Raw genomic sequence first — 4,445 nt, 5'->3', positions numbered from 1 at the left:
TTTGCTCGACACCTTTATTTCAACGTTAGGACTCTCGCCGACTATAATTAAATCCCATCCTAACTACCAAAACCTACGGTCTTACGGCGTTATTACCGCCTAATTTTGTCCGGAGTATTGATAAATGGAACAGCTTTCAATACCCAATCGGACACGGGTGTATAATTAGCAGCTTCTTCTCCAAAGCTAATAGAAAGCATATCTGTATAAATGATACCTGGATTGAGGGGTATAGCTGCCATACCAGTTGGCAATTCTTGTGCCAAAGAACGAGTTAATCCTTCTATTGCCCACTTGGAAGCGCAGTATGGGGCAACTTGGGCTGAAGTCGAACGTCCCCAGCCAGAACTAAAGTTAACAATAATGCCCCGTTTGTTTTTCACCATTGCTGGTACGAAATGGCGAATTATATTCGCTACTCCTTTGATATTGATATCTATCAAATCAGAAAATTCTTCGGATGGTATTTCCCACAAAGGTGCTAGATAATTGGTAATCGCCGCATTATTTATCACTATATCTGGCGGTGAATATTTTTGAAGTACGTCTAGTGCCCATTTTTTTACAAGGTGTTCATCTGCCACGTCTACAGATGTGAAGTCGTTGGGCGCACTAAAGTTTTGGCGTATTTTATCAATAGCATCTGATGAACGGGCGCAACCAATAACAGTATGCCCCTGTTGAATAAAACCCTCGGTCATCGCATAACCTAGACCTTTACTTATGCCTGTAATTAAGATGAGCTTACTCATATTTTTCTATTATTCCTGTTCTGATTCAACAATTCGTGGGAAAAAATAACCACTACCTCTTGCTGTAATAATGAATTCTGGATTGTTGGGATCGTCTTCTACCTTTGTCCGCAATCGAGAGATATGCACGTCTACCATGCGGGTGTCTATATGATGCTCTGAAACATAACCCCACAATTGCTGCAATATTTCTAATCGGGAAAAAACTTTTCCAGCATGGTTTACTAACAACTCTAGCAAGCTAAACTCTACACCTGTTAGGCGAATGCGCTGAGCATTTTTGTGAACTTGTCGCTTAGTTGTATCGATTTTGAGATTTCCAGCATGGATTATCCCGGAATTAGGAATAGCATTGATACTGGTTTTGTAGAAGCGCCGCCCCATTAGTCTTGCAATTCGAGCTTCTAGCTCCTTGGGGGAGAATGGTTTTGCCATGTAGTCATCAGCACCTAATTTTAGCCCAGTTATTCGGTCTGCGACATCTGCCAAGGCTGTAAGCATAATAATTAGTACATCTGACTCTTTGCGTAATTCTTGACACACACCAAAGCCGTCTAGCTTTGGCATCATCACATCCAAAACTATCAAATCAGGAGTTTGTTGACGGAAAGCTGACAAAGCTTCTTTGCCATCTCTGGCTGTGATTACATCGTAGCCAATCATGGAAAGACGTGTCTCTAAAATCCGGCGAATACCAGGTTCGTCGTCTACCACTAGGATTTTTCCTTTATGGCTTTCCACGTCTGTGTATGCTCCTTAATGACGAGCATGGAACTGTTAACTCTTAACTTTCTATTATCAGGCTAGAATGGTTGAAAGATAAAGCTCTTGCAAATATCAGTTTTATCAAAGTCAACTCAGGGTACAGAGCGAACGCGCGAGATTTCTGAAACCCTTGCTGGATAAGGATATTGACAAAAAAATTGGCTCAATTTAAAAACACCAAAACCCCTGCTATTAAAGGATTCTTATACTTTAGATGCGTTTGCCCTGACTCAGGGTACAGATAAAGTTTCTTCTGACAAGAGCGAGAAACGGTCGGGTTTCTTAAAGTGCAATAAAGACGTTTTAGCATTCACACTACGCCATTTTGTTGTGCCCAAAGAGCTGCCTGAGTGCGATCGCGCACTCTCAGTTGAGATAAAATTCGGGTAATGTGGTTTTTAATCGTCCCTTCAGTCAGATGAAGTTCACTGGCAATTTCTCGATTGTTCTTTCCCTGCCCCAGTAACCTCAACACTTCCAGTTCGCGCTCGCTTAACAAAAACTCATAGTTCTGTTTGTTGGTAGAAGGATTTATCTGAGAAAATGCTTTTGGGGCAATAGTCGGGCCGAGTTGGCTGTATCCTTGATAGAGAGTGCGGATAGCAGCAGCCAACTGCCCAGAAGGAGTGCTTTTGAGTAGATAACCTAAAGCACCAGCTTGCAGAGATTGCCAGATATATTCATCTTCATCGAAGGTTGTCAGCACCAAAATTCGTATCCAAGGATAGCGTTGATGGATTTGACGCGTTGCAACCACCCCATCACATACAGGCATTCGCACATCCATGAGAATTACATCAGGCTGTAATTGTTTGGCAAGGGCGAGCGCTTCATTACCATTACTTCCCTGACCGACTATACTTAAATCTTCTTCGAGCGATAGCAAAGAAGCTAATCCCTGGCAAAACATAGTTTGGTCGTCCACAAGCAGAAGTCGAATCATTGGAGAATTCTTGCCTGTATATCAAATCAAACAATAATAAAGAAACGTGCAGTCATCTACAATCTCTTTACACAAGTCAATGAGGATATCTAAATTGTTACTTAGGTATCCATAGGGAACATACTAATTTACATAGGGTATTCTCCTAACATCATATTTGCTATCTCATCCGGAGAAATATTTCTAAAGATATATTTAATTGTGCTGGTCAAAAGAGGCAGGGGAGCAGGGAGCAGGGAGCAAGGGGGAAAGCTGAGATGGAGCTTGTGACTCCGCCCCAGCAAGAGCGCCCGCCAAGTGCGGGGCTTCTCTACGAGACGCTCCGCGAACATACCCATGTTCCGCTCGCTCCACGGCTCCAGGACAGGGCTTGCTCAAGAAAGCTCCCTGCTCCCTGCCCCTCCGCTTCTTCGGTGAATAGCGATCGCTTTAAGTGAAGTACAGAATGCTAGAGCATTCAGCGATGGAAACAGCAGTTAGCAGTCGGATTCCCTTGAGAATTTGCTATATTCGGGGAGATCCTGACCGTGTTTACCCAGAAAGTTTCTTATGGATATGCGACGACTTATTAAAAAAACTGCCAAGCCGATTCGCAAAAAAACAGACGCAACCCCACCACCTACCCAAGCGATTGAGATACCTGAGATTCAGGGTATTCCTGAACCAGTAGTTGATTCTGAGCCACATGCATATATGCAAGCATCACAATCGGACTATATTCCCGAAAGCTATAGCCCTCTGCACTCCCTTGGTAACTCTGGCTGGCAAGCGTCTGATGTCTGGCGGGAACTGAGGGTGGATGATTTCTGTGGGTGAAGTGTACATAACAGAGGAGAAAGTATAGGAAGATTCATCACTCTGTTTTCCTACTTGAGTATATAAAATTTGGTTTGTAGTAACATATAGTTTTTTGATACATCAATTATCAAAGGAATAAAAGCCTGGGACACGTTGCATACAAATTGAATTAAGTTTTGACAGTTGGTATCCTGTAGTATCATTCTTAATTGGATGACGCAAGGAGATGTTAATGTGTTGACTACATTTTGGTGATTGATTTTACTAAAATGTAGTTTTGCCTTGTATCTAATACCAATAATACAAACATACTTTGCAGCATCGTCTTAAAAGAAGCAAATAGGGATTGAGCCGCTAAAAAGTGAAAAGTCGGAGCGAGCATTTTCTCTATCACTAGAATGATGAATATCTTTGAAATCACAAACATCATGTGACTTGAAAAGGTACAAACATCAAATAGGAAACTGTTGTGGCTGAACAATTCAAAACAGGCGATAAGGTTGAATGGAAAGCTCTACAAGGCGTGAAAACTGGCGAAGTAGTACAAAAGCTCACTTCACCTACAAACTTGAGAGGAAACCATATCGCTGCAAGTGTTGATAACCCAGAGTATGTAGTCAAAAGTGATCAGACAGGAAACGAAGCTGCTCACAAGCCTGATACCCTAAAGAAAGTAGAAGAGTAATGCTCAGGTATAAGTTACAAGTTTATTTGTAAATATTATCTAATGGTGGCTAATAGTGGGCAATTGTTAGATACTCCTTAAAAGGTAGTACTTCCATTCTTAAATAGTGGCAATTGAATCACTTGTGATTGTCTTACGTTATCCAGATTGGACAAGGAAATACCCAGTAACCTGATACTGCGGTTCTCTAGGTCAATTGACTCAAACAGTGCTTTAGCTATCTCAGAAATCATGGCCACTTCACCAATTGAAGTAATCATTGTCTTACTACGTGTTATTTGCTGATAGTTAAAAAACTTGACTTTCAATGTTAATGTGCGACCTCGCGTTTCATGCTGCTCTAACCGTTGCTCCACAACAGAGGCAATTTGTTCAAGTTCAAGCAACATCTGACCGACATCGCTTAAGTCCTGTGCAAATGAGGTTTCTGCACCAATCGACTTCCGAACTCGATTTGACTCAACTGGGCGGTCATCTTCCGCTCTGGCAATTTTATAGTAAT

General features: G+C 41.9%; 6 protein-coding genes. 2 read left to right on the top strand and 4 right to left on the bottom strand.

Annotated elements, in window-relative coordinates; genetic code table 11:
- Positions 1-92: 92 nt before the first annotated feature.
- From FNW02_RS37320 to FNW02_RS37310, 3 genes are all read right to left on the bottom strand, one after another.
- Positions 93-752, bottom strand: coding sequence for an SDR family oxidoreductase (locus tag FNW02_RS37320; protein WP_191762495.1), 660 nt, complete (start codon positions 750-752; stop codon positions 93-95).
- A 9-nt stretch (positions 753-761) separates the two neighbouring features.
- Positions 762-1,493 carry a response regulator transcription factor RpaB gene (rpaB, locus tag FNW02_RS37315; protein ID WP_191762494.1) on the bottom strand — a complete coding sequence of 244 codons (732 nt, stop codon included), beginning with the start codon at positions 1,491-1,493 and terminating at the stop codon, positions 762-764.
- 334 nt (positions 1,494-1,827) lie between these two features.
- Entirely contained in the window at positions 1,828-2,460 is a 633-nt protein-coding gene (locus FNW02_RS37310; RefSeq protein WP_191762493.1) for a response regulator transcription factor, read from the bottom strand.
- Between the two features lie 555 nt (positions 2,461-3,015).
- Between FNW02_RS37310 and FNW02_RS37305 the strand changes: the two genes are divergently transcribed.
- Together FNW02_RS37305 and FNW02_RS37300 are read left to right on the top strand one after the other, a co-directional pair.
- Positions 3,016-3,276, top strand: coding sequence for a hypothetical protein (locus tag FNW02_RS37305; RefSeq protein ID WP_225226283.1), 261 nt, complete (start codon positions 3,016-3,018; stop codon positions 3,274-3,276).
- A gap of 451 nt (positions 3,277-3,727) precedes the next feature.
- Complete coding sequence (locus FNW02_RS37300; RefSeq protein WP_191762491.1) at positions 3,728-3,943, top strand: HVA1 family protein; 216 nt, start codon at positions 3,728-3,730, stop codon at positions 3,941-3,943.
- A gap of 77 nt (positions 3,944-4,020) precedes the next feature.
- Here FNW02_RS37300 and FNW02_RS37295 read toward each other — a convergent pair.
- Positions 4,021-4,445, bottom strand: a 425-nt coding sequence (locus tag FNW02_RS37295; RefSeq protein WP_461824394.1) for a DinB/UmuC family translesion DNA polymerase, incomplete at its 5' end; no start/stop codon positions are given.

It is taken from the genome of Komarekiella delphini-convector SJRDD-AB1, from assembly GCF_014831675.1.
In the GTDB taxonomy this organism is placed as follows: domain Bacteria; phylum Cyanobacteriota; class Cyanobacteriia; order Cyanobacteriales; family Nostocaceae; genus Komarekiella.
The sequence above is the reverse complement of the archived record's forward strand: the minus strand, read 5'-3'. Positions and strand labels throughout refer to the sequence as shown.

Bases quoted from the DNA above. Each gene is read 5' to 3' on its own strand.
- FNW02_RS37320 (WP_191762495.1), bottom strand. From the start codon at position 752: ATGAGTAAGCTCATCTTAATTACAGGCATAAGTAAAGGTCTAGGTTAT.
- FNW02_RS37310 (WP_191762493.1), bottom strand. From the start codon at position 2,460: ATGATTCGACTTCTGCTTGTGGACGACCAAACTATGTTTTGCCAGGGA.
- FNW02_RS37305 (WP_225226283.1), top strand. From the start codon at position 3,016: ATGCGACGACTTATTAAAAAAACTGCCAAGCCGATTCGCAAAAAAACA.